Here is a 23,506-nt window from a genome sequence, read left to right on the forward strand (position 1 = left end):
GGGCGCGTGTCTCAGGGTCCGGACGCCCCGCCGCCCAACGGGGCCAGCGCCCTCTTCACCGCCCTCTTGACCTTGCCGCCGGCGGCGCTGGCCGAGGCGCTGGCGGCGGATCCCGCCGAGGCGGCGCCCCTGGTCCAGGCCGCTGCGGAGGTGGGCCTGGCGGAGGGCCAGCTCCGCCTGGGGCGCATGCTGCTCGAGGGAGCGGGCCTGCCGCAGGACCGCCAGGCGGCCTTCCGCTGGTTCCACTGCGCCGCCGAGCAGGGCTGCGTCGAGGCCTGGAACATGCTGGGCCGCTGCCTGGAGAACGGCTGGGGTGTGGCGGCCGACTTCGCCGGGGCGGCCCACTGGTTCGCCAGGGCCGCCGACGCCGGCGACGCCTGGGCTCAGTACAATCTGGGCCACCTCAATCTGAACGGCCAGGGCGTGCGGCGCGACCCCGCCCGCGCGGTCGGCTGCTACCGCGCCGCCGCCGACCAGGGCCATCCGCGGGCCATGAACCTGCTCGGCCGCTGCTGCGAGCAGGGCTGGGGCGTGACCCGCGACCCGGGCGAGGCCGCGCGCTGGTATCGTCTGTCGGCGGAGGGCGGCTACTTCCGCGGCCAGTACAATCACGCCAGCCTGCTGATGGCCGAGGGCCGGCGCGAGGAGGCCCGCCAGTGGCTGGAGGCGGCGATCGCCCAGGCCCCGGCCGCTTCGCAAGGGCTGATGCGCCGGGTGGGCGTGGAGAATTGGGGGTTCACGGACCTGGCGGCGCCGGCCTGACGCCAGTTCTAGCGCGCCGTCAGCCCCGCCACCAGGGTCAGGACCGCTGCGCGCAATTCCGCCGACTGGATCTTGGCGAAGGCCGCCAGGAGCTGTGCGCCCTGGTCGCTGGAATCGGCCGCGGCGCCCGGGTCGGCTTCCTGCAGGATCTCCGTCACCGGCATCGCCAGGGCGTCGGAAAGCTTCAGCAGCATGGTGGCCGAGACCCGGTTGGTGCCGTTCTCGTACTTCTGGACCTGCTGAAAGGTGATGCCGAGCTTGCCGCCCAGCGCCGACTGCGACAGGCCCAACTCGCGCCGCCGTTTCCGGATGCGCTCGCCAAGCAGGGCGTCGAGCACGCCATGGCGGGGATTGCGGGTTTCAGCAGCCATCTATGATCCCAGGGTAGCCGATACGGCAGACCCAGCGCCATCCCGCGGTAGTGCTGCGGCCTGCAGCCCCACACTGACCGAACGCTGAAATCCGTTTGATTCGGCTATAGCCGAAGCCGCGACTGCTTCGCCACGACGCGACGGTTGCGGCCGCTGGGGCCCTGGCGCAACCATGCCGCGCACCCGCCAGGCGGTCCGCCGGATGGAGACGCCGCCATGTGTGACACCCTGACCGCCCCCGCCCGCGCCACCGCCCACGGCGCGGCCCTGTTCGCCAAGAACAGCGACCGGGAGCGCAACGAGGCGCAAACCCTGGAGATGGTCCCGCGCCGAACCGGCGGCGGGCCGCTGAAGCTGACCTACCTCACCATCGAGGACGCGCCGGCGACCCACGGTTGCCTGATCAGCCGGCCGTTCTGGATGTGGGGCGCGGAGATGGGCGCCAACGAGCACGGCGTGGCCATCGGCAACGAGGCCCTGCACGCCAAGACGCCGGCCCAGCGCAAGCGTGCGCTGACCGGCATGGACCTGGTGCGCCTGGGCCTGGAGCGCGCGGCCACCGCCGCCGAGGCTGTGGAGGTGATCACCGGCCTCCTGGAGCGCCACGGCCAGGGCGGCGACTGCGGGCACCTGGGGCGGTTCTACTACAATAACGGCTTCATCATCGCCGATCCGGCCGAGGCCTATGTGCTGGAGACCGCCGGGCGCTGGTGGGCGGTGGAGCGGGTGCGCGAACCGCGCGCCCTGTCCAACGCCTACTCGATCGGCCGGAGCTACGATGCGGTGAGCGCCGACCTCGCGGCCCACGCCCGCGCCGCGGGCTGGATGGGGGCGGATGGCCGCTTCGACGTGGCGGGAGAACTGCTCGACGAGGTCCGCGACCGGACAAGCTTCGGCCGCGGGCGTTGCGCGCGTGGCAAAGCCCTGCTGGACCGGGTCTCGCCTCGGCTCACGCCGCAAGCGATGATGGCGATCCTTCGCGACCACGGAGAGGATACGGACTGGACCCCAGCGCGGACGCATGACCGCACGATCTGCATGCACGCCGCCGAGGGCGCCCGGCGCAGCCAGTCCGTGGCCTCGATGGTCAGCGAGCTCAAGTCCCGCCGCGCGGTCCACTGGGTGACCGCGACCTCGGCGCCCTGCACCGGACTGTTCAAGCCCGTGCTGTTCGAGACCGGCCTGCCGCCGCAGGGGCCCGCGCCTGGCGACACCTTCGACGCGGCCACGCCCTGGTGGCGGCATGAGCGCCTGCACCGGGGCCTGCTGCATGATTTCCAGGCGGGGCTTGCTGCGATCGCAGGCGAGCGCAACGGCCTGGAGGCTGGCTTCCAGGCACGGATCGACGCGGCGTTCGACAGCGGTCCGGCGGCGATGAAGGCCGCCGTCGCCGCCTGCTGGCGCGAGGCCGAGGCGGCTGAAGCTCGCTGGCTGGCGAGGCTTCCCGCCCGCGGCCCGGCCGGCCACGGCGCACATGGCCGCAGCTGGGCCAGGCTCAATCATCTGGCGGCCCTGCCCCGAACCTGATTTCGTAGCGGCAGAAGAGGGCGCGCCATGAACGACATCTCCGACCGCCGTAACGCCGGGCTGAAGAACCGCCCGGACCTCGACGCCTATTGGATGCCGTTCACCGCCAACCGCCAGTTCAAGGCCGACCCGCGCCTATTGGTCGCCGCCAAGGGCATGCACTACGAGACCGAGGACGGTCGCCGCATCCTGGACGGGGCGTCGGGCCTGTGGTGCGTCAACGCCGGCCACGGGCGGGAGGAGATCGCCGCGGCGGTGGGTCAGCAGCTGCTGACCCTCGACTACGCACCCTCGTTCCAGATGGGCCATCCTCTGGCCTTCGACTTCGCCACCGCGCTGGCGAAGATCGCGCCCGATGGCCTGGACCGCATCTTCTTCACCAACTCCGGCTCGGAGTCGGTGGACACCGCGCTGAAGATCGCGCTCGCCTACCACCGCGCCCGCGGCGAGGGGCAGCGCACCCGCCTGATCGGCCGCGAGAAGGGCTATCACGGGGTGGGCTTCGGCGGCATTTCCGTGGGCGGCCTGGTCAACAACCGCCGGGCCTTCCTCACCCTGCCGGGCGCCGAGCACATCGGGCACACCCATGACCTGGCGCGGAACGCCTTCTCCAAGGGCCAGCCGGCGCACGGGGCCGAACGCGCCGACGACCTGGAGCGGCTGATCGCCCTGCATGGGGCGGAGACCATCGCCGCGGTGATCGTCGAGCCGGTGGCGGGCTCCGCCGGCGTCCTGCCGCCGCCGGTGGGCTATCTGGAGCGGCTGCGCGAGCTCTGCACCAGGCACGGCATCCTGCTGATCTTCGACGAAGTGATCACCGGCTTCGGGCGGCTCGGCGCGCCGTTCGCCGCGCAGTTCTTCGGGGTGACGCCGGACATCATGACCACCGCCAAGGGCGTCACCAACGGCGCCTTCCCCATGGGCGCGGTGTTCGTCGGCCGCCATGTCCACGACGCCATGATGCAGGGGCCGGGCGGCGCCATCGAGCTGTTCCACGGCTACACCTATTCCGGCCATCCGGCGGCCTGCGCGGCCGGCCTTGCGACGCTGGAGATCTATCGCCGCGAGGCCCTCCTGACCCGGGCCGCCGAGTTCGCGCCGGGATTCGAGGCCGCGGTGCACGGCCTTCGCGATTGCCCGAACGTGATCGACATCCGCAACCTCGGCCTGATGGCCGCCGTCGAGCTCAGCCCCCGCGAGGGCGCGCCGGGCGCGCGCGGCTATGAGGCGCTGAACCGGGCGATGCGGGCGGGCGCGCTGATCCGCTACACCGGCGACACCATCGCCCTCTCCCCGCCGCTGATCGCCACGCCGGACGAACTGCTTGAGCTCGTTGGCGTCGTGCGTGGCGTGCTGAACGAGATCGCCTAGGCCGGCGGGATGTCCATCAGGGCCCGGACGCTCGCCAGGTCCTGCACGATGTGGCCGAGCGACTTATAGACGGTGATCTCGTCGTCCGAGCGCCGGCCCGGGACGGTCCCGGCCAGCACCTGGCCGATTTCGGCCACGACGTGGTCGTCGCCGACCAGGCCGGCGGCCTTTGCGCGCAGGAACTCCGCGCCCTGCGCCAGCACGCCCTCGCGGCTGTCGGCGATGAACCGCGAGCGGACCACCAGGTCGTTGTCGACCTCGACCGGGCCGGCGTAGCTGGAGCCCACCACATTGACGTGGGCGCCCGGCGCGACCCAGGCGCCGAGCAGGATCGGCTCTTTCGATGGGGTGACGGTGCAGACGATGTCGGCGTCCGCCACCGCCTCGCGGGCGGTCGGCGAGGCGTGGGCCTTCACGCCCAGCTCCGCGCCGACCTTGGCCGCGAAGGCCGCGGCGCGATCGGCGGACCGCCCCCAGACGGCGATCGACCGCAGGTTCCGTACACGGCTGATCGCCCGAGCGTGGCTGAGGGCCTGTTCGCCATAGCCGAGGATGGCCAGCGCGCTGGCATCCTTCCGCGCCAGGGCGTCGGTGGCCACCGCGCTGGCCGCGGCCGTGCGGATGGCCGTCACCTCCCCGGCCTCGGCGATGCAGGCCAGGACGCCATTCTCCGGCTCGAACAGCAGGATCACCCCCTGGTGCGAGGCCAGGCCCTTGTCGAAATTTCCGGGGAAGACGCTGAGGATCTTCGCGCCGAAAGCGTCGCGGTCGCCGAGCGCGCCGGGCATAACCCCGAACATCCGGCCCTCGGCCATGGGCAGGATCGAGCGCAGCAGCTGCAGGGTCTCGCCCCGCGAAAAGGCGATCATCGCCGCGCGCACGGTCGGGATGGCCAGCTCGTAGGTCAGGTTGGCGCGGATTTCGGCGGCGTCGATGATGCGCATGGCTCTGGCCCTCGCGTGAAGATGTTGCGACACGCCTGGGTTTCGCGCGGCGGCGGCACTATCTCTCAAGCTTCGCAATCGGAGAAACGCCTTGTCCCTATCGCTCTATGACGTCTCGATCCCCGTCTACATCCGCATGCTGGGCAACCTGGCCCACTTCCTCGACAAGGCCGAAGCGCACGCCAACGAAGGCGGCGTCGACCTGAAGACCTATGCCGACGCCAGCCTCGGCCACGGCATGTTCCCGCTCGCCCGCCAGATCCAGCTGGCCAGCGACGCGGCCAAGGGCGGCGGCGCGCGCCTGGCCGGCGTCGAGGCGCCCGCCATGCCCGACACCGAGACCACCTTCCCAGAGCTGGTCGTCCGTATCCAGAAAACCATGGCCTTCCTGGAAGGGATCAAGCGCGAGGATGTCGACGGCCACGAGGACCGCCACATCGAGCTGAAGATGCCGACCCGGACGCTGGAGTTCACCGGCCTGTCGTTCCTGACCACCTTCTCCCTGCCGAACTTCCTGTTCCACGTGACCACGGCCTACGCGATCCTGCGCAGCCAGGGCGTGCCGCTCGGCAAGATGGACTATCTGGCCGGCGCGGCGGCCTCGGCGGGCTAACCCACAGCAACTCTCGGGCCCTCGCCGCGGCGAGGGCCCTTGGGCCTCGGATGTCGTCAGCCGCGGATCGTCCGGAATCAGCCGGCGGGGAGCATGGCCACGACGGAATTGGTCTTGGAGATGAACTTCACCCCCTTCAGGTGCTCCGCCGGATAGGACGACCAGGCGCCCTTGACGTCGAGCGGCGTGTCGGCGGACGCGCCGGGCGCCGGCTTGTCGGCCACCACGTCCACCTCATAAATCCCGTCCTTGGGCGCGGCGGCGTTGATGCGCGGCAGGAAGCCGGCGTTCTTGTAGCCAGGCATATCGACGTGGGCGGCGGCCTGCATCTCCAGGGTCCCGGCCTTGCCCACCTTGACGGTGGCGCTGTCGACCGACGAGACCATCTCCTGGCCCTGGTACATCTGTTGTGAGCGGCCGGCGTACTTGGGCGCGGCCGGAGCGGCGGGCGCCGCGGCGGTGGCGTCGTCGGATTTAGACTTGTCGCAGGCGGAAAGGCCGAGAGCGGCGAACAGACCCGCGGCCAGGATCACATAACGCATCGATATCCTCCCCGATTCCCTATTGACGATGAGGGTGCGCACCATCGCGCCTGCGTCGCAAGGGCCGCCGATTCCGGCTGGCGCAAGCGCCGCCTTGGGCTAGCTTATCGGCAATAAGGAACGGGGAGGTCGTGGCCATGCGGCGGGGTTGGATGGGCGGCGCGTGCGCCGCGGCGCTGATGTTGGCCCTGCCGGCCCTTGCCCCGCCCGCCCTGGCCGCGCCGCCGGCCGGCCAGCCTTGGATGGATCCGAAACTGGACCCGGACCGCCGCGCCGACCTGGTGCTGGCCAAGCTCAGCCTCGACCAGCAGGTCGCCTTGCTGCACGGCGTGATGCCGCTGTTCCTCGGCGCCAAGCGGCCGCCCAATGTGCAGATATCCGCCGGCTACATGCCGGGCATCCCCGAACTGGGCATTCCCGACCTCACCGAAAGCGACGCCAGCCTGGGCGTCGCCAACGCCGGGCGCACCAACGATGATGCGACGCCCCTGCCCTCGGGCCTGGCGCTCGCCGCGACCTGGGACCCCAAGACCGCCTACGCCGGCGGGGCGATGATCGGCAAGGAGGCGCGGCAGAAGGGCTTCAACACCCTCCTGGCCGGCGGGGTGAACCTGGCGCGCGACCCGCGCAACGGCCGCAACTTCGAATACCTGGGCGAGGACCCGCTGCTGGCCGGGACCCTCGACGGCGCGGCCATCGCCGGCATCCAGTCCAACCATATCGTCTCGACCCTCAAGCACTTTGCGCTCAACGACCAGGAGACTGGGCGCATGGTGCTGGACGCCCGGATCGACGAGGCGGCGTTCCGCGAAAGCGACCTCCTGGCCTTCGAGATCGCCCTGGAGCAGGGCCAGCCGGGTTCGGTGATGTGCGCCTACAACCGGGTCGGCGGGACCTACGCCTGCGAGAACCCCTTTCTGCTGACGGAGGTTCTGCGGCGCGACTGGCGTTGGCCGGGCTGGGTGATGAGCGACTGGGGCGCGGTGCATAGCGTCGGCGCCGCCGTGGCCGGGCTCGACCAGCAAAGCGGCCAGCAGCTCGACAAGCAGGTGTTCTTCGACGCGCCCCTGAAGGCCGCGGTCGCCAGCGGCCAGATCCCGGCGGCGCGGGTGCGAGAGATGGCGCACCGCTATCTGCGCAGCCTGTTCGCGACGGGCGCGGTGGACGATCCAGTGGTCGCGGGCGGCCTCGACACCGCCGCCGACGGGCTGGTGGCCGGCCAGGAGGAAGAGCAGGCCATCGTCCTGCTCAAGAACAACGACTTCACCCTGCCGCTCAAACCCGCCGTCCACCGCATCGTGGTGATCGGCGGCCACGCGGACCTGGGCGTGCTGTCCGGCGGCGGCTCGTCGCAGGTCGTCCCGCTGGGCTCGAAGGTCTATCCCAAGCCGAAGATCGCCCCGCAGTGGGGCATCGGCCCGGTCTATCACCCGTCCGCGCCCTATGCGGCGATCAAGGCGCGGGCGGGGGCCGCGGAGATCAGCTTCTACGACGGCTCCGACCCGGCCGCCGCCGCCGCGCTGGCCCGCATCGCCGACGAGGTCGTGGTCTTCGCAACCCAGTGGTCCAGCGAGGGCATGGACATCGCCATGAAGCTGGACGGCGACCAGGACGTGCTGATCGATGCGGTGACCCGCGCCAACCCGAAGACCGTGGTGGTGCTGGAGACCGGCGGGCCGGTGGCCATGCCTTGGCGCGACCAGGCCGGCGCGATCCTCGAGGCCTGGTATCCCGGCGCCCGCGGCGGCGAGGCCATCGCCAAGGTGCTGTTCGGCGAGGTCGACCCGCAGGGCCGACTGCCCATCACCTTCCCGGCCAGCGAGGCGCAGTTAGCGCGCCCGGTGCTGCCGGGCTCGGACCAGAACGCGGTGGAGACGCTGACGCCGACCTTCGACATCAAGCCCTTCACGGTGACCTATCCGGAGGGCTCCGACGTCGGCTACCGCGCCTTCGCACCCTCGGGCCCCAAGGCCGGCCAGACGCCGCTGTACCCCTTCGGCTACGGCCTTTCCTACACGGTGTTCCGCTATTCGGGGCTGAAGGTGACCGGCGGCAGGACGCTCACCGCCAGCTTCATGGTCACCAATGTCTCGAACGTCGCCGGGACCGACACGCCGCAACTCTACCTGACGTCTGGGCCCAGGCGGACCCAGCAGCGGCTGATCGGCTGGTCGAAGGTGGCCTTGCAGCCCGGCGAGGCTCAGCGGGTGACGGTGACCGCGCCGGCCCGCATGCTGGCCAACTGGGACGTCGCCGCCCACGGCTGGCGCCTTGACGCCGGCGCCTACAAGGTGGCCGTCGGCCCCGACGCCGCCACGGCCGCGCTCCAGGGCTCGGCGATCGTGGCCGCCGCGACGATCAGGCCCTGAAACGAAAAACCTCCCCCGCGGCGCCCGGCTGCGAGGGAGGCTTATCGAGATCGGACGTCTGTCCGGCCTATTTGGCGTCGTCGTAGAACTTCGCCACGTCGGCCTTCATCGTCTTCAGGGCGTCCTGGTTCAGATAGACCATGTGCCCGGACGGGTAGTAGCCGAAGCGGACGTTGCCGCGCACGGCGGGGTCCAGCCACAGGTGGGCGATGTCGTACTCGGTGCCGAAGAACGGCGTGGCCATGTCGTAGAGGCCGTTCAGCGAGAACACCTTCAGGTGCGGGTTCTGGCGCATGGCCACGCCCATGTCCTCGGCCGTGTTGGCCACCGGCTCGCGCCGGCCGCCGCCGCCGAAGTTGCCGCCCGGCGGACGGTGCTTCCAATCCCAGGCCTGGTTGATGCCCGGGCCCGAGGGCCAGTAGTTCAGGTCGGTGGTGTAGCCCAGGCCCTGCTCCAGCCAGTCGTGCAGGGCGCCGACATAGGCGCCGTTGATGCCGGTGTCGGAGGGATCGTACTCCGGGTTCTCCGCGGCGTTGTCCGAATTGATGCCGGTGAAGCGGGTGTCGTAGCGGCCGAGGATGCGGCCCTGGTCGCGCAGCAGTTCGGTGCGGAAGCGGCTCAAGTCGATGCGCAGGTTGGCCCGCTTGATGTAGTCCACCGGCAGGCCGATGTAGGCCGAGAGCTGTTTGGCCGTGGCGTCGAATTCCTGCGGCGAGATGTTCGAGCCCTTGGTCAGGGCCGTCAGGTACGGACCCGACGCCCAGGCGCGCACTTCCTGCAGATAGGCGGGAAGGTCGGCGGGCTGGGTCGCCGATTTCTTCCAGTAGACGGCCGTGGCCGCGAAGCTCGGGACGTAGCTGACATAGGAATGGTCGAAGCCCGAGTCATGGGCGCCGTAGTTCAGCACCGAGGAGAGCAGCAGGACGCCGTTCACCTGCATGCCGCGCTGTTGCAGGGCGTAGACCAGGCCCGCCGAACGGGTGGTGCCGTAGCTTTCCCCGAACAGGAACTTCGGCGAGTTCCAGCGGTGGTTGATGGTGATGTAGCGCTGGATGCCGCGGGCGAAGGCGTCGATGTCCTGGTCCACGCCCCAGAAGGCCGTGCCCTTGGTGTCGCCGAGCGGGCGCGAATAGCCGGCGCCGATGGCGTCGAGGAACACCAGGTCCGACTTGTCCAGCAGGGACTCGTGGTTCTCGGTGATCGTGAACGGCGCGTTGTGGGTGGCGTTGGGCGAGTCGGTCATCACGTGCATCGGACCGGCCAGGCCCATGTGCACGAACAGCGACGCCGAACCCGGGCCGCCGTTGTAGCTGAAGGTCACCGGCCGGCTGGGATCGCGCGGGCCGTCGGCGGTGTAGGCCACGTAGAACATGCTGGCGATCGGCTTGCCGTCGTCGTCGCGCAGGGTGAGCGTGCCGGCCGTGGCCGTATAGGGGATGGTCTTGCCGCCGATGGTCACGGTGTGGTGGGAGGTCTTGGCCACCTCGTTGATCGGGGCGGTGGCGATGTCGCTGTCGCCGATCTTGCGCTCGCTGGCCATGGCGCCGCGGTCCGAGCGGCGCTCGACGACGGGGCCGGCGTTGTTCGGCGGCTCATCGGGGGTGACACGGGCGGCGCGGCCCGCGGCGCTCGGCGCGGTCGGCGGCGCTGGCGGCTGTGCAAAGGCGGCGGTGGCGGAAAGGCCCAACGCGACCACAGCGGCCGCGGTCTTACGGATCATACGTGCACCCCTTGAATTTGGTTCTCGACGGCGCGGCTCCCGACCGCGCCCAGGCGTGGGACATGAGCCCACGCGCTGACGCTGCGCAACCTTGCGCCGCTGTTTTGCCGAAGCATTTCGATACCGTCGCAATCCGACGCAGAGCGGGGCCTGCCGAGACAGTAGGCAGGGCGCTCGTCGGAAAGTTTCGCCGCTAGGCGGCTTGTTGCTGCGCCGCGACGGCGGCGCGCTGGGCTTCCAGCTCGTTCAGCAGGACCTGGGCCGAGATCGGCTTGTTGAGGTGGGCGTCGGCGCCCGCCGCTCGGCCGGCCTCGATGTGTTCCTTCAGCCCGTTGGCCGAGACGATCAGGATCGGGGAGCGCTTGCGCCCACCCCCGCGCTCCCACTCGCGGATGCGCCGGGTGGCTTCGAGGCCGTCCATCACCGGCATCTGGATGTCCATCAGGACCGCGTCGAAGTCGCCGGTGGTCATCGCCTCCACCGCTTCCAGCCCGTCCTTCACCGAGGCGTGTGGGATGCCGACGCTGCCCAGGATCAGCTCCATGATCTGACGGTTGACCGGATTGTCGTCGACGACCAGCACGTTGAAGCGGTCGAACACCGAGACGGCGTCCTCTTCGTGCGCCAAGACCGCGGCTTCGCCGGCGCTCAGCGGCGCCAGGGCCGGCAGCTCGAGTTCGAAGGCGAACAGCGAGCCTTCGCCGGGCGTGCTCTCGCAGGTGAGTTCGCCGCCCATCTTGCGGACGTAGCTGTCGCAGAGCGACAGGCCCAGGCCCACGCCGCCATGCCGCCGCGTCGCGGAGCTGTCGGCCTGGTGGAAGCGCTGGAAAATCACCGCCTTCTCGGCTGGATCGATACCCTGGCCGGTGTCGCGGACCGCAAACCGCACCCGCGCCCCGTTCCGCGCGACGCCCAGCGTCACCTGGCCGGCGTCGGTGAACTTGACCGCATTGCTCACCAGGTTGCCCAGCACCTGGCGCAGCCGCAGCGGATCGCATGCGACCTCGCCCTCAGCGCCGGGGGCGACCTGGATGTCGAGCGTCAGGCCCTTTTCCTGCGCGGCGGTGGCGAAGAGATCGCCCACCACCCCCGCCAGTTCATCCAGCCGCGCGCGTTCGATGCGCAGGTCGGCCTTGCCGGCCTCCACCCGGGCCAGGTCCAGGAGGTCGCTCAGCAGGCCGTTCAGGAGGCCGCCGGATTGCTGGATCACGCCCACCAGCTTTCGCTGGTCGTCGCTGAGTTCGGTGCGCAGCAGCACCTCGGCGATGCCCAGCACCCCGTTCAGCGGGGTGCGGATCTCGTGGCTCATATTGGCCAGGAAGTCGCTCTTGGCGCGGTTGGCGGCCTCGGCGGCGTCGCGGGCTGCGGCCATGGCCGCGGCGCTCCGCTTTTCGGCGGTGATGTCGCTCATCACCGTGACTCCGCCGCCGTCGTCGGTGCGGAACATTTCGATTCGAAGGTGGCGGCCATCGGGGAGCTGCAGGTCCCGGGTCCCGGTCAGGCGCTGGGAGGAATGCTCTTCCACCCAATGCGGACGCTCCGCCTCGATCTCGGCCTCCCAGCCGGCGGCGGCGGAGGCCTGCACATAGTCGGCTCGCAAACGGCCCACCTGCGGCGCGATCCCGCACTCGGCCATCAGGGCGGCGAAGCCCGCGTTCCAGTCGCGGACCCGGTCCTGGGGGTCGTAGAAGACGATGCCCGCGGGCACGGCGTTCAGCGCCTGGCGCACCATGACGAAGGCGCCGCGCCGGCCCAGCCGCTCCATCAGCATCAGGGCGGCGCTCGCGCCCAGGATGAGCGCGGCCAGGCCGCCGGTGGCGAGCGCCAGGCCCGCGCGGTCCATCACCTCAGCCGGCATGGTCAGGCGGGGATCCGGGACCAGGGTGATCGCGGTCATGGCGATGAAGTGCAGGCCGACGATGCCGAGGACCAGGGCCGCGGCGGGCGGCGCCCACGCCCATCGGCCCCTAGTCGCGCGGCGCAGGGAGAACGCCGCCATGCCGCCGGCCGCCGCGGCCAGCAGCGCGGCCGCCACATAGCGCGGGTCCCAGGACACATGGGCCTGGGTGCGGATGGCGTCGATGCCCATGAAGTGCATGACCACGACGCTGGCGCCCACCAGCGTCCCGCCGATCAGGTCCCCGCCGCGGCCGTGGCGCCAGGCCGGCAGCGAGAAGCCCAGACCCATGCCGACGATGGCGGCGGCCAGGGAAGCGAAAGTCTCGGGCAGGTCGTAGCCGATGCGCAGCGCCGGCTGGTAGGCCAACATGGCCAGGAAGTGGGTGCCCCAGACGCCGGAGCCGGCCACCAGGGCGGTCAGGAAAAGCCAGGCCCAGCGCAGGCCCCCTGTGACGGCGAGGCCGCGGGCCTGGAATCCAAAGGCGCTGCTCGCCGCGACCACGCAGATCAACGCCGCGGCCGCCACCAGGCGCAGGTCATGCTGCGCGAAGATGCAGGTCAGGACGGCGAACAAACTTCGGACTTTCCGTTGCTTACCGGGGCGAAACTAGGGTTCGCGGGTTAACAAAATTGGCTGCCCGAAGTCTTACGCCGTAAAGGTTCGCGGGGCTCAGGCGGCCATCCGATTGGCCGCCGGACAGGCCGCCAGCTGCTGCACCAGGGTGGCGGCGGAGATCGGCTTGGGCAGGTGCGCATCGGCGCCCGCGCTGCGCCCGGCGTCGACATCCTCGTCGAGATAGTTGGCCGAGACCACGATGATGGTGGAACGCCCGCCGCGCGCAGCTTCAAGGGCGCGGATGCGCCGCGTGGCCTCGAAGCCGTCCATCACCGGCATCTGCAGGTCCATCAGGACCGCATCGTAGGCGCAGCCTTCCATGGCCCGCACCGCCTCCAGCCCGTTCTCCACCGAGGCATGGGCCATGCCGACGCTGTCCAGGATCAGCTCCAGCACCTGACGGTTGATGGCGTTGTCGTCGACGATGAGGACGCTGAACGCGTCCGGCTCGGCCGGGCGCATGGCGGCGACGGAGAGTGGCGCGGGATCGAGCGGAATGACCTGGGCGGTGACCGCTTTGGCGGGAACTTGCGCCGGAACCGGGGGCGCCGCCCCCTCGGCAGCGAAAGCTGTCATCGATGACGCGGCATGATCGAGGTCGTCCCCGACCGGTTCGGGCGTCCACTGCGGCCCGCGCGCCAGGATCCGTCGTTCGGCCCGCAGGACGGGAATGTAAAAGCCGAAGGCGACGCTCATGGCCACCAGCCAGATGACCACCGCCAAGGCGATCAGGTTCATATCAGGAGTTATGCCGCCGTAAGTATACATTTCCGCGCCTCCGCCCGATTTCACTTCTTACTTTGCCGGACTGTGGCCAAGGTTAGTCGATTGCACTTAATGGTTGGTGTTTTTTTGGCTCCCTGCAACCTCCGTATGTTTACGGAATCAAGTATACGTAGATATACGTAGGATCCTATTCTGAGCGTTGCCTTGACGGTCAGTCGAACGGTGAAATTTTCGCATACCCCCCAGGGGCATATTGCCTTTCAGCGCGGCGACGCTTAACGCCTGGGAAGCCGCCGAGAGGACCCGCGCATGGATCGCCAGGACAAGCCGAAGCTGCTCAACCGCCTCAGCCGCATCGAGGGCCAGGTGCGCGGCGTCTCGAGGATGGTCGACGAGGGGCGCTACTGCATCGATATCCTGACCCAGGTGCGCGCCGCCCGCGCGGCCCTGGCGCGGGTGGAGACCGAGCTGCTCAAGGGTCACCTCGGCCACTGCATCGAGGGCGCCATCGTCAGCGGCGACCGCGATGAGCAGCGCCGCAAGGCCGCCGAACTGATCGAACTCCTGGAGCACAGCGCGCGATGAGATGGCTTTTCGTGGCGGCCGCGGTGTTGGCCGCCGGGGCTGCGCGCGCCCAGGACGCCTCGCCGGCGACGCCGCCGGCCGCGCCCCCCGCAGCGCCTCTGCCGGACATGCCGGACATGCCCGGCATGGACCATTCGAAGATGAACCATTCCGGAGCTCCGCCCGCGCTGGCCGACCACGACATGGCCGGCATGGACATGTCGGGGGACATGGCGGGCATGGACATGGGGGCAATGCAGGGCGGCATGACCGGCGCCTACGGCCCCTATTCCATGAGCCGGGAAGCCTCCGGCACCGCCTGGCAGCCCGACGCCTCACCGGACCAGGGGATGCATCTCACCGAGGGGCCGTGGATGGTCATGCTCCACGGCGACCTCAACGCGGTCTACGACAGCCAGAGCGGCCCGCGCGGGGGCGACATGGGCTTCGTCTCCGGCATGGTCATGGGCATGGCCCAGCGGCCGGTGGGCGACGCCGGGACCCTGCAGCTGCGCGCCATGCTGAGCCCCGAGCCGCTGATGGGCCCGGCCGGCTATCCCCTGCTGCTGGCCACCGGCGAGACCGCCAACGGCAAGACCCCGCTGGTCGACCGCCAGCATCCGCACAACTTCTTCATGGAGCTCTCGGTCTCCTATGCCTACCGGCTGGACAAGGAGAGCAGCGTCTTCGTCTACGCGGGCCTGCCGGGCGAGCCGGCCTTCGGGCCGCCGGCCTTCATGCACCGCCTGTCCATCGAGGACAGCCCCGAGGCGCCGATCAGCCACCACTGGCTGGATTCCACCCACATCACCGAGGGCGTGGTCACCGGTGGCGTCGTGCATGGCGACTGGAAACTGGAAGCCTCGGCCTACAACGGCCGCGAGCCGGACCAGAACCGCTGGGCCATCGAGCCCGGGCCGCTGGACTCCACCGCCGTGCGCCTGTCGTGGAACCCCACCAAGATGCTGTCCCTGGAGACCTCCTGGGCCAACGAACTCAGCCCCGAACAGCTCGAGCCCGGCGTGAACCAGCGCAAGATCGCCGCCAGCGCCATCTACACCGTCCCCTTCGGCGACCATGGCTGGTGGTCCTCCACCGCCGCGTGGGGCCGGCGCTCCAGCCAGGGCGTCGACCTCGACGCCTGGGTGCTGGAAAGCGCGGTCAAGCCCAACGCCGACTGGACAATCTTCGCCAGGGCCGAAGAAGAGGACAACAATGAACTTATCCCGGACCTGGGCGACCGCGGCCCGGTGTTCTCCGTCGGCAAGGTCTCGATCGGCGCGATCCGCGACTTCGCGGTGGCCGAGCACCTGCTCCTGGGCCTGGGCGCGCTTTACGCCTTCGACTTCGTCCCCGGCGCGCTGAGCGACGCCTACGGCGACGATCCGCACGGGGTCATGGGCTTCGTTCGGCTCAAGTTACGCTAGCGAAACGCGTCCGAGCTTGCGGGCCGTCGATGATCCGCTAGCAATTCGTCCATGACCGCCGAGCTGAACCTCCTCTCCGACATCCCCGCCGTCCATGCCGCCGCGCGCGGCGATCACGTGGCCCTCGAATGCGAAGGCCGCAGCCTGACCTATGCGGAACTCGACCGGCGCGCTGGACAGGCCGCGGGCCTGCTGGCCCAGGCCGGCGTCGAGCCCGGCGAGCGGATCGCCTGGCTGGGCCGCAGCCACGAGGCCTTCTTCGAGATCTTCTTCGGCGCGGCGCAGTCACGGATCTGCATGGCGCCGATCAACTCGCGCCTGGCGATCCCGGAAATCGCCTTCATCCTCGACGACTCCAGCGCCGACCTGTTCTTCGTGACGCCGAGCTTCTTCGAGGCCGCCCGCGCGGTGGTCGCCCGCCTGGAGCGGCCGATCCGCCTGATCGGCGTGGGCGCCGACGCCGAGGGCTTCGAGCGGTACGAGACTCTGCGTGACGCCGCCCCGCCGGCCCCGTCCGCCGACCCGCAGCTCTCCGACGACGTCCTGCAGCTCTACACCTCCGGCACCACCGGCCTGCCCAAGGGCGTGCGGCTGAACAACGCCAACTACCGCGCCTTCCTGGAGCTGCGGACCAAGGTCGAGGGCTTCGACTACGGCGCCGACGACACGGTGCTGGTGGTCATGCCGCTGTTCCACGTGGCCGGGACCAACATCAGCTTCTCCGGCCTGGCGTCGGGCGGCCGGGTGATCCTGCTGCCGGAGTTCAGCCCGGCCGCCGTGCTGGAGCAGGTCGAACAGGCGCGGGTGGCGCACGTCTTCCTGGTGCCGGCGATGATCAACATGCTGCTGCAGGCGCCTGGGATCGAGGGCGCCGACCTTTCCAGCCTGAAGAGCGTCGCCTACGGGGCCTCGCCGATCGGCGAGGCGGTGCTGGCGGCGGCCACCGCGCGGTTCGGCTGCGGCTTCATCCAGTTCTACGGCATGACCGAGTCCAGCGGCGCGGGGACCTTCCTGACGCCCACGGACCACCGGCCCGAACTGCTGCGCTCCTGCGGCAAGGCCTGGCCGAACATGGCGGTGCGCATCCTGGACGACGACGGCGCCGAGGCGGGCGTCGGCGAGATCGGCGAGATCGCCATCCAGGGCGGCATGGTCATGGCCGGCTACTGGAACCGCCCGGAAGCCACCGCCGACGCGGTGACGCCCGAGGGCTGGCTGAAGACCGGCGACGCCGGCTACCGCGACGCGGCGGGCTACATCTTCGTCCACGACCGGGTGAAGGACATGATCGTTTCGGGCGGCGAGAACGTCTATCCGGCCGAGGTCGAGAACGCGATCCTGGGCTGCCCGGGCGTCGCCGACGCCGCGGTGATCGGGGTGCCGGACGAGCGCTGGGGCGAGGCGGTGAAGGCCATCGTGGTGCGCGCCGCCGACGGCGACTGCGACCCCGCCGTGGTCATCGCCTGGGCCCGCGAGCGGATCGCCGCCTTCAAGGCCCCGAAGTCCGTGGACTTCATCGACATCCTGCCGCGCAACGCCTCGGGCAAGGTGCTGCGCCGCGAGCTGCGCAAGCCCTACTGGGAAGGCCTCGGCCGCAACGTCGGCTAGGGCGTCGGGCCGGACGGCGCGGGGTCGATCCGGTCGAGCGGCTCGGGCCGTGGACGCGGGGCCAGCGCCAGGCGTGACAGGCTGACCACCGCGGCCAGGGCCGCCAGGCCCGCGGCGGTGGCGAGCGCGCTGGTCACCGCTCGCGTCCCCGCCAGGTGGAAGAAGACCGCCGTGGTCACCGCGCCCGCCGTCTGGCCCAGCAGGCGCGCGGTGGCCAGCGCCCCGCCGGCAGCCCCGCTGCGGTGCATGGGGGCGGCCGTGACCATGGCGCGATTGTTGGGCGACTGGAAGAAGCCGAAGCCCAGGCCGCAGAGCGCCATCCGCCAGGCGATGTCCCAGTTCCCCGCGTGCGCCGGCATGATCGAAAGCGCGAAGAGGCCGAGCGCGAAGACGCTGAGGCCGATGCCGCCCAGGGTCCCGGCCCGGTGCCGGTCGGCCAGGCGTCCGGCGATCGGCGCGGAGATGCCCACCGCCAGCGGCCAGGGCGTCATCAGGAGGCCCGTCTCCACCGCGGTGCGGCCCATCTCGGCCTGGAAATAGAAGGGCAGGCCGACGTAGGCCATCATCTGGGCGGCGAAGGAGACGATCGAGGTCAGGATCGAAAGGCCGAAGATCGGCAGCTTCAGGAGGTCGAAGGGCACAAGGGGCGCCTCGCGGTGCAGCTCCCGCCAGGTGAGCAGGCCGCCGGCGACGGCGCCCACGGCCAGCCGCGACAGGCCGGGGACGACGCCGTCGCGCGCCAGGCTCTCGGCCCCGGTGATCAGGAAGCCGAAGGTGAGCGCGTTCAGGAGCGCCGAGATCCAGTCGAACTTGCGGTCGGAGCCCACCGTCACCGGCAGGGACCGCCAGGCGATGGCGATGGCCACGAACCCGAGGGGCACGTTGATGGCGAACAGCCACTCCCACGACGCCTTGGCCAGGATGGCCGCGGCGATGGTCGGGCCGAGCGCGGCGGAGACCGAGATCACCAGGGCGTTCAGCCCGATGCCGCGGCCCAGGAACTTCTTCGGATAGGTGAAGCGCACCAGGGCGGCGTTGATGCTCATGATGCCGCCGGCGCCCAGGCCCTGCAGCACCCGCGCCGCGGTCAGGCTGGGCAGGGTGTGGGAGAGCGCGCAGCCCAGCGAGCCCAGGGTGAAGACTGCCAGCCCGATCATATAGACCCGCCGGTAGCCCAGCCGGTCGCCCAGCGCCGCCAGGGGCAGCAGCGTCACCGTGATCGCCAGCTGGTAGGCGTTGACGATCCAGATCGAGGAGGCGGCCGAGGCGTTCAACTCATGGGCGATGGTCGGCAGCGCCACATTGGCGATCGCCCCGTCCAGAACCGACATGGTCATGGCCAGCCAGATCGCCGCCACCGACCAATAGCGGCGCGGGACCGGCAGGCCGTCCGGCATGCTGGACGGCGCGTGGGCGTCGCTGTCCTCGCGCGCGATCTCGGCGGGGGTGGCCTTGCCGGCGGGGGTCAGCATCGGGCCTCAAACCCGCAAGCGGGCGATTGGTGGCGCGGGTGGCTCACGATCAGGCGCTGGCCGCGGCGCTCGGGCGGGCCTTCACCCGCTCGACCCACGCCGCCAACTTGCCGAACTTCGGGTCGAGCGGTTGGCCGACCGTCGCGCCGAAGTCGAGGAAGCTGAACAGCAGGATGTCGGCCAGGGTGAAGCGCCCGCCGGCGATCCAGGGCCCTTCGAAATGCCCCTCCAGCCATTCCAGCCCATCGCAGGCCAAGGCCTTCAGGCCCGGCGCGGCTTCCGGCAGCACGCGCATGCGGCTTTCGAACAGGCGCAGGCCCTCGGCGTAGCGGAAGCCGTTGACCATCGGTTCGCAGATCTTGATGTCCACCCGGCGCGTCCACATCCGCGTCGCCGCCCGCTCTTCCGGCGTTGTCCCGATCAGCGGCGGGTCCGGATGGCGCTCGTCGATATATTCGCAGATAGCGGTGATCTCGGTGACGCAGGTCCCGTCGTCCAGCTGCAGCGCCGGGGTCTGGCCGGCGGGGTTGATCTCCACGGCATAGGGCTCGCGGCGGTTCTCGCCGCCCATCAGGTCGACCGTCACGAAGGGGATTTCCAGCCCTTTCTCGGCCAGGAACATCTTCACCACGCGCGGGTTCGGACCGATCGAGACATGGAGCTTCATGGACGCATCCTCTGCTTTGTGCGCGACCGTTAAGCGGCGCCGCGGGGAGGGTCAACGAATCAGCCATTAACCAAATTTTTACCGGCGAACGTGGCGTTTCGACGCACTTTGGGGTATAGGAGCGCCCCATGGCTGATCGACAGTTCAAACCCGACCTCGCGGGCTCTGGCGAAACGCTCGAGAGCCTCCTCGCCCGTCTCCGCATGAACCTGCGCCCGGCTCGCCCGCGGCGCGATGGGCCCAACGACTGGGACAGTTTCGTCACCTCACGCCGGCCGCCGCGCGGCGCGGGCGGGGCCGAAGCGCCGATCCCCTGCGACAGACCGGCCGCGGACGCCTATGCGCCCATTTGAGGCGCTAAGAGGTCCAGCGCGGCAGGCCGCGGTCCGCCCGTCGCCCAGTCCAACAGCTCGACCGGATGAATCACCGGCCGGCTAAGGACAGGGGCCAGTTGGGCGATGCAGCCGACGTTGCCGGCGGCCACCACCGCCGCGCCGGTCTTCTCGATATTGACCGCCTTCCGGGTGCGCAGCCGCCCCGCCAGCTCCGGCTGCAGGATGTTGTAGACCCCGGCCGAGCCGCAGCAGAGGTGGCCCTCGGCGATCGCCCGCACCTCATAGCCGGCCTGGGCCAGCAGGTCCGCCGGGCCGGTCTTGATGCCCTGGCCGTGTTGCAGCGAACACGGCGCGTGGTAGGCGACGCTAAGCTTGCCGGGCCGCCTCACCGGCGGCAGGCCGACCTCGCCGATGAACTCCAGCACGTCGCGGGCGCGGGCGGCGGCGGCCACGGCGGCCACGTCGCCCTCCAGCCGTTCGCCATAGGCCTTCAGCGTCGTGCCGCAGCCGGCGGCGGTGGTGACGATGGCGTCGAAGGGCCCGGCCCGGGTCCAGGCGCGCACATTGGCCGCCGCGAACCGCGCGGCCTCGCGCCCGCGGCCCAGGTGCTCCGACAGCGCCCCGCAACAGCCTTCGCCGTCGGCCAGCACCACCTCGAACCCGGCGCGGGTGATCAGCCGGATCGCCGCGGCGCGGACCGAGGGCGCCATCGCCGGCTCGACGCAGCCTTGCAGCAGGGCGACGCGGCCTCGGCGCGCGCCCTCCGCGGGATGCGCCTGTTGCGCCGTCGCCTTCGGCCCGGCCGAGGGGACCAGCCGCAGCAGCGCCGCCAGCGGCCGCAGCCTCAGCGCCTCCAACACCGGCTCCAGCGGCCGCGCCAGCCGGCCCAGCGCCAGGCTGAGGCGCAGCCGGCCCGGCCGGGTCAGCACCTGCGGAATCGCCCAGCGCAGTAGGGCCTCCAGCGGCGGGCGGCGATAGTGCGCCTCGATGTGGGCGCGGCCGTGGTCGATCAGCTGGGCGTAGTCGACCCCCGAGGGACAGGCGGTCTTGCAGGCCAGGCACGACAGGCAGCGGTCGATATGGGTCACCGCCTCGCGCGACGGCGCCCCGGGCGTCTCCAGCATCGCCTTGATCAGCTCGATCCGCCCGCGCGGGCTGTCGCGCTCGTCGCCCAGCAGCACATAGGTCGGGCAGGTGGCCGTGCAAAAGCCGCAGTGGACGCACTTGCGGATCTCGCCGTGGCTGGCGGCATAGTCCGGATCGGCGAGCTGCTCGGGCGTGAAGGCGGTCTGCATCAGGCGGCGCCCATCCGGCCGGGGTTCAGCACGCCGTTCGGATCGAAGGCCGCCTTCACCCGCGCGTTCAGCGCCGCCAGCGGCCCCTCGACCGGCGCGAGCGCCGACCCCTCGCCGCGCCACACCGCCGCGTGGCCGCCCAGCGCCCGGGCCGCATCGCGCACCGCCGCCGGCTCACTCTCCGCCAACAGCCAGACCAGGCCGCCGCCCCAGTCGTAGATGAGGTCGCCGGCCAGGGCCTCGCCCAGCCGCCAGCCGTGCGCCGGCGGGACCGACAGGCGCCACAACGGACGCGGGTCCCTGGCGAAGGCCTCGACCTCGCGCACCTGGAGCCAGAAGGCGCGGCTGTGTTCGGCGTCCAGGCGCTCCAGCCGCCCGAAGCCCTTCAGCGCCTGCGCCAAGTGCTCGGCGCGGGCCGCCACGGACGCCGCGAAGCCTTCCAGCCTGACCGCCGTCACCGACATGGAGCCCTTCAGTGGCGCCCGCGCGGCGGTCCGCGCCGGCAGGTGGGCGGCGGCCGAGACCTCGGCGGGTTCGTTCAGCGCCAAGGTCATGGCCTCGCCGGCGCGGGCGCCCTCCAGGCCGAACAGCAGCAAGGTCGCCTCGGTCCGCGCCGCCGGCAGCACCTTGATGGTCACCTCGGTCATCACCGCCAGGGTTCCCCAGGAGCCGGCGATCAGCTTGGGCAGGTCGTAGCCGGTGACGTTCTTCACCACCTTGCCGCCCGCCTTCACCACCTCGCCCCGGCCAGTGACGACGGAAAGCCCCAGCAGGTGGTCGCGCGCGGCCCCGGCCCGCAAACGCCGCGGCCCCGAAAGGTTGGCGGCCAGGGTCCCGCCGAGGGTCGCGTGGCCCTTAGTCCCCAGCAGGCGCGCCAGGCGCGGCGGCTCGAAGGGCAGCATCTGGCCGTGGGCAGCGACCAGCTTCTCCAGGGCGGCCAAGGTGACGCCCGGCTGGGCGGTCAGCACCAGCTCCTCCGGCGCGTAGTCGACGACCTTGTCCAACGCCGCCAGGCTGATGACGGCGTCCCCGCCCACGCCCGCGCCGACTCCGCGCTTGGTGCCGCCGCCCACGACCTCCAGGCGGCGCCCCGTGGCGTTGGCGTCGGCCACCAGCTCTGCCACCTCGTCGGCGGTCTTCGGCGTCTCGGTGCGGGGCGCGGCGACGTCCAGCATCTAGAACCGCGGCAGCTCGGGGAAGGCCGTCTGGCCGCGATGGACGTGGACCCGGCCCAGCTCGGCGCAGCGGTGCAGCCGCGGGAACACCTTGCCGGGGTTCAGCAGCAGGTCAGGGTCGAAGGCGCACTTCACCCGCTGCTGGCAGGCAAGGTCGGTCTCGGAGAACATCTCGCCCATCAGGTCGCGCTTCTCAACGCCGACCCCATGCTCGCCGGTCAGCACCCCGCCGACCGCGACACACAGCTTCAGGATCTCCGCCCCGAAGGCCTCGGCCGCCTCCAGCTCGCCGGCCTTGTCGGCGTCGTACATGATCAGTGGGTGCAGGTTGCCGTCGCCGGCGTGGAAGACGTTGGCGACCCTGAGGCCATAGCGGCCGCTCATCTCGCCGATCGCGGCCAGCACCCGCGGCAGCTCCCGGCGCGGGATGGTGCCGTCCATGCAGTAGTAGTCCGGCGTCAGCCGCCCCACCGCCGGGAAGGCCGCCTTGCGCCCCGCCCAGAAGGCCAGCCGCTCGGCGTCGCTGGCGGAGGTGCGGATGGTCGTGGCGCCCCGCGCCCGCGCCAGCTCGGCGACGTGCGCCGAGAGCTCCGCGCACTCCGCCTCCGGCCCGTCCAGCTCGACGATCAGCAGGGCGGCGCACTCGGTGGGGTAGCCCGCGTGGACGAAGGCCTCGGCGGCCACGATGGCTGGGTTGTCCATCATCTCCAGCCCTGCGGGGATGACGCCGGCGGCGATGATGTCGCCCACCGCTCCGCCCGCCGCCTCCACCGAGGGGAAGCCCAGCAGCAGCGCCCGCGCCGTCTGCGGTTTCCTCAGCAGGCGGACGGTCACCTCGGTGACCACGCCCAACAGGCCCTCCGAGCCCGTCACCACGCCCAAGAGGTCGTAGCCGGCGGCGTCGAAACCCTTGCCGCCCAGCCGCACCACCTCGCCGCTCATCAGCACGATCTCGCAGCCCAGGACGTTGTGGGTCGTCAGCCCATACTTCAGGCAGTGCACCCCGCCGGAGTTCTCGGCGACATTGCCGCCGATGGTGCAGGCGATCTGGCTGGATGGATCGGGGGCGTAGTAGAAGCCATCCGCCTCCACCGCCGCGCTGATCGCCAGGTTGGTGACGCCGGGCTGGACCACCGCGCAGCGGTTGGCGAGGTCGACCTCCAGCACCCGGTTGAACTTGGCCATGCCGAGAACGACCCCGTCGGTGAGCGGCAGCGCCCCGCCGGACAGCGAGGTCCCCGCGCCGCGCGGCACCACCTTGACCCCGTTGGCCTGGCACCAGGCCATCACCGCGGAGACCTGCGCCACCGTCTCCGGCAACACCACGGCCAGCGGCGTCTGGCGATAGGCCGAGAGGCCGTCCGACTGGAACGGGATCAGGCCCGCGGGATCGCCGATCACGCCCTCGCCGGGGACCAGCCGTTGCAGCGCGCGCACGATCTCGGCCTTGCGGGCGATGATGGCGGCGTCCGGGACAGGCATCTTCATGGCCGGTCCTACCTA

The 23,506-nt window shown here is 70.9% G+C and carries 20 protein-coding genes; 9 read left to right on the forward strand and 11 right to left on the reverse strand.

The genetic code is table 11. The annotated features are described in order from the left end of the window. The first annotated feature begins 6 nt into the window (after nucleotides 1–6). A complete protein-coding gene (locus E8A49_RS18620; RefSeq protein WP_293385052.1) occupies nucleotides 7–762 on the forward strand; it encodes a tetratricopeptide repeat protein in 756 nt (251 codons plus the stop codon). Between the two features lie 8 nt (nucleotides 763–770). Here E8A49_RS18620 and E8A49_RS18625 read toward each other — a convergent pair whose 3' ends face one another. After that, nucleotides 771–1,133: a helix-turn-helix transcriptional regulator gene (locus E8A49_RS18625; RefSeq protein WP_293385055.1), complete on the reverse strand. Its 363-nt coding sequence runs from the start codon at nucleotides 1,131–1,133 to the stop codon at nucleotides 771–773. A gap of 216 nt (nucleotides 1,134–1,349) precedes the next feature. Between E8A49_RS18625 and E8A49_RS18630 the strand changes: the two genes are divergently transcribed. Together E8A49_RS18630 and E8A49_RS18635 are read left to right on the forward strand one after the other, a co-directional pair. Beyond that, nucleotides 1,350–2,660, forward strand: a complete 1,311-nt coding sequence (locus tag E8A49_RS18630) for a C69 family dipeptidase (RefSeq protein WP_293385057.1) — start codon at nucleotides 1,350–1,352, stop codon at nucleotides 2,658–2,660. A 27-nt stretch (nucleotides 2,661–2,687) separates the two neighbouring features. Beyond that, nucleotides 2,688–4,031 carry an aspartate aminotransferase family protein gene (locus tag E8A49_RS18635; protein WP_293385060.1) on the forward strand — a complete coding sequence of 448 codons (1,344 nt, stop codon included), beginning with the start codon at nucleotides 2,688–2,690 and terminating at the stop codon, nucleotides 4,029–4,031. Here E8A49_RS18635 and E8A49_RS18640 read toward each other — a convergent pair. Then, entirely contained in the window at nucleotides 4,028–4,975 is a 948-nt protein-coding gene (locus E8A49_RS18640) for an ornithine cyclodeaminase family protein (RefSeq protein WP_293385063.1), read from the reverse strand. The genes E8A49_RS18635 and E8A49_RS18640 overlap by 4 nt on opposite strands. A gap of 91 nt (nucleotides 4,976–5,066) precedes the next feature. Between E8A49_RS18640 and E8A49_RS18645 the strand changes: the two genes are divergently transcribed. Continuing rightward, nucleotides 5,067–5,588 carry a DUF1993 family protein gene (locus tag E8A49_RS18645; RefSeq protein WP_293385066.1) on the forward strand — a complete coding sequence of 174 codons (522 nt, stop codon included), beginning with the start codon at nucleotides 5,067–5,069 and terminating at the stop codon, nucleotides 5,586–5,588. A 77-nt stretch (nucleotides 5,589–5,665) separates the two neighbouring features. Here the strand turns inward: E8A49_RS18645 and E8A49_RS18650 are convergent, their stop codons facing one another. After that, entirely contained in the window at nucleotides 5,666–6,130 is a 465-nt protein-coding gene (locus E8A49_RS18650) for a hypothetical protein (protein ID WP_293385069.1), read from the reverse strand. A 137-nt stretch (nucleotides 6,131–6,267) separates the two neighbouring features. Here E8A49_RS18650 and E8A49_RS18655 point away from each other — a divergent pair, with 137 nt between their 5' ends. Beyond that, entirely contained in the window at nucleotides 6,268–8,499 is a 2,232-nt protein-coding gene (locus tag E8A49_RS18655; RefSeq protein WP_293385072.1) for a glycoside hydrolase family 3 protein, read from the forward strand. A 67-nt stretch (nucleotides 8,500–8,566) separates the two neighbouring features. On the opposite strand, the gene E8A49_RS18660 is transcribed toward E8A49_RS18655, so the two are convergent. From E8A49_RS18660 to E8A49_RS18670, 3 genes are all read right to left on the reverse strand, one after another. Further along, entirely contained in the window at nucleotides 8,567–10,219 is a 1,653-nt protein-coding gene (locus E8A49_RS18660; protein WP_293385075.1) for a peptidase S10, read from the reverse strand. A 193-nt stretch (nucleotides 10,220–10,412) separates the two neighbouring features. Then, a complete protein-coding gene (locus E8A49_RS18665) occupies nucleotides 10,413–12,692 on the reverse strand; it encodes an ATP-binding protein (protein ID WP_293385078.1) in 2,280 nt (759 codons plus the stop codon). Nucleotides 12,693–12,788: 96 nt separating this feature from the next. After that, nucleotides 12,789–13,472 (reverse strand): response regulator, encoded by a 684-nt coding sequence (locus E8A49_RS18670; RefSeq protein ID WP_293385081.1) that lies wholly within the window; start codon nucleotides 13,470–13,472, stop codon nucleotides 12,789–12,791. Between the two features lie 297 nt (nucleotides 13,473–13,769). Between E8A49_RS18670 and E8A49_RS18675 the strand changes: the two genes are divergently transcribed. From E8A49_RS18675 to E8A49_RS18685, 3 genes are read left to right on the forward strand one after another with little or no spacing between them, the layout of a single operon-like run. Further along, complete coding sequence (locus E8A49_RS18675) at nucleotides 13,770–14,045, forward strand: metal-sensitive transcriptional regulator (protein WP_293385084.1); 276 nt, start codon at nucleotides 13,770–13,772, stop codon at nucleotides 14,043–14,045. Next, on the forward strand, nucleotides 14,042–15,451 hold the full coding sequence (locus E8A49_RS18680; RefSeq protein ID WP_293385087.1) for a hypothetical protein: 1,410 nt from the start codon (nucleotides 14,042–14,044) through the stop codon (nucleotides 15,449–15,451). Before E8A49_RS18675 ends, E8A49_RS18680 begins: the two co-directional genes overlap by 4 nt. A 51-nt stretch (nucleotides 15,452–15,502) precedes the next feature. After that, nucleotides 15,503–17,059, forward strand: coding sequence for a long-chain-fatty-acid--CoA ligase (locus E8A49_RS18685; RefSeq protein ID WP_293385090.1), 1,557 nt, complete (start codon nucleotides 15,503–15,505; stop codon nucleotides 17,057–17,059). Here the strand turns inward: E8A49_RS18685 and E8A49_RS18690 are convergent. Both E8A49_RS18690 and E8A49_RS18695 read right to left on the reverse strand, forming a co-directional pair. Next, a complete protein-coding gene (locus tag E8A49_RS18690; protein WP_293385093.1) occupies nucleotides 17,056–18,531 on the reverse strand; it encodes an MFS transporter in 1,476 nt (491 codons plus the stop codon). The two genes, E8A49_RS18685 and E8A49_RS18690, sit on opposite strands and share 4 nt — an antisense overlap. 49 nt (nucleotides 18,532–18,580) lie before the next feature. Continuing rightward, complete coding sequence (locus tag E8A49_RS18695; RefSeq protein WP_293385096.1) at nucleotides 18,581–19,198, reverse strand: glutathione S-transferase family protein; 618 nt, start codon at nucleotides 19,196–19,198, stop codon at nucleotides 18,581–18,583. Between the two features lie 128 nt (nucleotides 19,199–19,326). On the opposite strand from E8A49_RS18695, the gene E8A49_RS18700 reads away from it, so the two are divergent. Beyond that, nucleotides 19,327–19,551 carry a hypothetical protein gene (locus tag E8A49_RS18700; RefSeq protein WP_293385099.1) on the forward strand — a complete coding sequence of 75 codons (225 nt, stop codon included), beginning with the start codon at nucleotides 19,327–19,329 and terminating at the stop codon, nucleotides 19,549–19,551. Here E8A49_RS18700 and glcF read toward each other — a convergent pair. Genes glcF through E8A49_RS18715 form a run of 3 tightly spaced genes read right to left on the reverse strand, consistent with a single transcriptional unit; the run spans nucleotide 19,536 to nucleotide 23,491 of the window. Beyond that, nucleotides 19,536–20,828 carry a glycolate oxidase subunit GlcF gene (gene glcF, locus E8A49_RS18705; RefSeq protein ID WP_293385102.1) on the reverse strand — a complete coding sequence of 431 codons (1,293 nt, stop codon included), beginning with the start codon at nucleotides 20,826–20,828 and terminating at the stop codon, nucleotides 19,536–19,538. The genes E8A49_RS18700 and glcF overlap by 16 nt on opposite strands. Then, nucleotides 20,828–22,003, reverse strand: coding sequence for a glycolate oxidase subunit GlcE (gene glcE / locus E8A49_RS18710; protein ID WP_293385105.1), 1,176 nt, complete (start codon nucleotides 22,001–22,003; stop codon nucleotides 20,828–20,830). Before glcE ends, glcF begins: the two co-directional genes overlap by 1 nt. After that, the gene (locus E8A49_RS18715; RefSeq protein ID WP_293385108.1) at nucleotides 22,004–23,491 is read right to left on the reverse strand and encodes an FAD-linked oxidase C-terminal domain-containing protein; all 1,488 of its coding nucleotides are present in this window, start codon (nucleotides 23,489–23,491) and stop codon (nucleotides 22,004–22,006) included. Nucleotides 23,492–23,506: the final 15 nt, after the last annotated feature.

It is taken from the genome of Phenylobacterium sp. (assembly GCF_004799515.1).
Lineage (GTDB): Bacteria > Pseudomonadota > Alphaproteobacteria > Caulobacterales > Caulobacteraceae > Phenylobacterium.